Source organism: Rhodoplanes roseus (assembly GCF_003258865.1).
Lineage (GTDB): Bacteria > Pseudomonadota > Alphaproteobacteria > Rhizobiales > Xanthobacteraceae > Rhodoplanes > Rhodoplanes roseus.
Genome location: NZ_NPEX01000440.1, coordinates 1 through 3,362, shown reverse-complemented (window position 1 = coordinate 3,362; position 3,362 = coordinate 1). Strand labels below are relative to the sequence as shown.

Below are 3,362 nucleotides of genomic sequence, written 5' to 3'. Positions count from 1 at the left end.
GGCGCCGCGCCGGTGCGCGGAAAACCCATGGCCGCCGGCTGGTCCGTGCTGCCCGGCCTGATGCTGCGCGGGCGCGCCGATCACGTCACGGCGAAGGGCGAGGTGCGCCGCATCGCCCTGCCGGACGGCAGCGCCGCGACCCTCGGTCCGGACAGTGCCCTGGCGCTCGATTTCGGCCCCGGTCGTCGCGACCTCGCGCTGCTGCAGGGGCTGGCCTTCTTCGAGGTCGCCGCCGATCCGCGCCGGCCGTTCGCGGTGCGGGTCGGGCACGTCACGGCGACGGCCGTCGGCACCGCCTTCGACGTCGCCGACGACGCCGGCATCGTCGCCGTCTCGGTTCGCCAGGGCCTAGTGGAGGCGCGCGCGCCGGAGCCCGGGCTCACGGATGGCCGCACACTCGCGGCCGGCGACTGGATCACGGTCGATCCGTCGGCCCACGAGGTCGATCGCGGGCGGCGGCCGCCCGACCAGATCGCCGCGTGGCGGGACAATCTGATCGTCGCGGACCGGGAGACCGTGCGGGCCCTGGTCGGCCGGATCGGCCGCTGGATTCCCGGCACGGTGATCCTGGCGGATCCGTTCGTCGGGGCGCAGCGCGTGAGCGGGCTGTTCGATCTGGCCGACCCGGTGAGCGCGCTCGAAGCCGTCGTGCACCCCGCCGGCGCTCGGGTGCGGCAGGTCTCCTCGTTCCTGACCGTCGTGTCGCCCATCTGAAAAAAAGATCCCCCGGGGGAGAAAAATTCGCGGTCCCGATTGTAACAGGCTCGGGAGCATCGCGCGGCGCGCCGGCGCGGCAGCTCCTTCAAAGCGAGCGAAGGGGCAGGGATCGCCATGCAATCGGGATCGACGTCGGGAGCTTGGAGCAGCCGCCGGGCCAGGATCGCGGCATTGGTCCTGTCGGTATCGCCCCTGATCGGCCTGGTGCCGCTCTCGGCGGCGCACGCCCAGGCGGCATCCGAGGTCGAGTTTGCGATCCCGGCGGGGCGTCTCGATGCGGCGCTCACAGCGTTCGGGCGCCAGACCGGGTTGCAGGTCACCTATCTGGCCGCGGCGGGTGCCGGCCAGGTGTCGCCCGGCTTCGCGGGCCGCGCGACGCCGGGGCAGGCGCTGGAGCGGCTGCTCGCGGGCACCGGGCTGGTCCACTCGTTTCCGAACGCCCGCACCGTGTCGGTGGCCGCGCCGCTCGCGCCGGGCGGTGCCTTCGCGGCGGCCGAAGGCATACAGCTCGATCAGATCAGCGTCGAAGGACAGGGCAGCGGCGTCGACGGTGTCGTCGCCACCCGCAGCGAGGTCGGCACCAAGACCGACACGCCGATCATCGAGGTGCCGCAGACCATCAACGTGGTGACGCGCCAGGAGATGGACGACCGCGGTGTCGTCGACTTCAACTCCGCGGTCGCCTATACGCCCGGGATCCTGGTGACCGACTATCCGGGCGGCCAGGGCATGCCCGACATCTATCTGCGGGGCTTTCGCGCCACCCAGCAGGAGTCGAGCTACCGCGACGGTCTGCGCAACGGCTTCAACGCCTACGACACGGATATCGAGACGTACGGGCTGGAGCGTATCGATGTGCTCAAGGGCCCGGCCTCCGTGCTGTACGGGCAGGGGACGCCGGGCGGCATCGTCGACATGACCTCGAAGCGGCCGACGACCACGCCCTATCACGAGGTCCAGGTGCAGGGCGGCAGCTTCGACCGCAAGCAGGTGGCGGTCGATTTCTCAGGCCCGGTGCCGACCGACCCGACGCTGTTCTACCGGCTCACCGCGCTGTGGCGGGACAGCGGCACCCAGATCGACCACTCGCCGGACGACCGGGTCTACATCGCGCCGGCGCTGACCTGGAAGCCGAGCCAGTGGACCAGCCTGACGCTGCTCACCAGCTACCAGAAGTCCAAGAAGGGCGGCGCCGAGCAGAGCCTGCCGATGGACAACACCATCTTCGACAACGGGCCGAAGATCCCGTCGAGCCTGTTCCTCGGCGTGCCCGGAATGACGCTGTGGAAGACCGAGAACGCCTCGGTCGGCTACGAGTTCAAGCACGCCTTCGACAATGTGTGGAAGTTCAACCAGAACTTCCGCTACACGCATTCGAAGGTCGATTACACCTCGGGCTGGATCTGGGACTGGCCGACGGCGCTCAGCAATGGCCACTACGCCAATATCGGGGTGCAGGCGCGCCCGAAGGACTCCGACGCCGTGCTGGTCGACAACAACATGCGGGGCGAGTTCGCCACCGGGCCGTTCGTCCACAAGGTCGTGTTCGGCGTCGACTACAGCTACTACCGCTATCACGAGACCCGCACCAACTCGACCAACTACATCACCATCGACATCTTCGATCCGATCTACGACGCCTCGGCGCTGACGCTCGGAACGCCGTGGGTCGACGAGTCGCAGTCCTTCCATCAGCTCGGCTTCTACGCCCAGGACCAGATCAAGCTCGACCGCTGGATTCTTTCGCTCGGCGGGCGTCACGACGCCGTCAACAGCGACACCCTCGACCGGCTCAGCGGCACCACCACCACGACGGACGACCGCGCCTTCACGTATCGGGCCGGACTCGGCTATCTGTTCGACAACGGCGTCGCGCCCTATGTGAGCTACTCGACCTCGTTCAACCCGGTGGTCGGAACCGACTACTCCGGCAGCCCGTTCAAGCCCACGACGGGCGAGCAGTACGAGGCCGGCGTCAAGTATCAGCCGGTCGGCATCAACGGCATGATCACGGCGTCGGTGTTCCAGATCACCCAGCAGAACGTGACCACGGCCGATCCCGACCACCTCTACTACTCGACCCAGGACGGCGAGGTGCGCTCGCGCGGCTTCGAGATCGAGGGCAAGATCGAGCCGTGGAAGGGCTTCAACGTCGTCGCCGGCTATTCCTACACGGACGCCCGCATCACCCAGGACAATCCGGAGACGGTCGGCGGCTACAGCAAGGTCGGCCTGCGCCAGACCGCGGTGCCGTACCACAAGGCGTCGCTGTGGCTCGACTACCGGTTCCAGGATCCGGCCCTGCAGGGCCTCAAGGTCGGCACCGGCGTGCGCTACATCGGCAGCTCGATGGCGCCGATGGACACGTCGACCGGAACCCAGGTCGAGGTCCCGGGCTACACGCTGCTCGATGCCGCGATCTCGTACGACCTCGGCCAGAAGTTCGCCGACCTGAAGGGCGTGACGCTGTCGGTCACCGGCACCAATCTCACCGACGAGATCTACTTCACGCCGGGCTTCTACTCGAACACGGTGTTTTACGGCAACCGCCGCAGCGTCATCGGGACGATGAGCTACAAGTGGTGATCGATCCCGTGAGCGTGATCATGTCTCCGTCATTCCGGGGCGCGGACCGTGAGGTCCGC

At 68.2% G+C, this 3,362-nt stretch carries 2 protein-coding genes; both read left to right on the top strand.

Going from position 1 to position 3,362, the window contains the following annotated elements:
* Positions 1 to 714 (top strand): FecR family protein (locus CH341_RS29740; protein WP_111423008.1); only part of this gene is annotated, 714 nt, incomplete at its 5' end.
* Positions 715 to 888: 174 nt separating this feature from the next.
* Complete coding sequence (locus CH341_RS29735; RefSeq protein ID WP_210208671.1) at positions 889 to 3,303, top strand: TonB-dependent siderophore receptor; 2,415 nt, start codon at positions 889 to 891, stop codon at positions 3,301 to 3,303.
* The last annotated feature ends 59 nt before the right edge of the window (positions 3,304 to 3,362 follow it).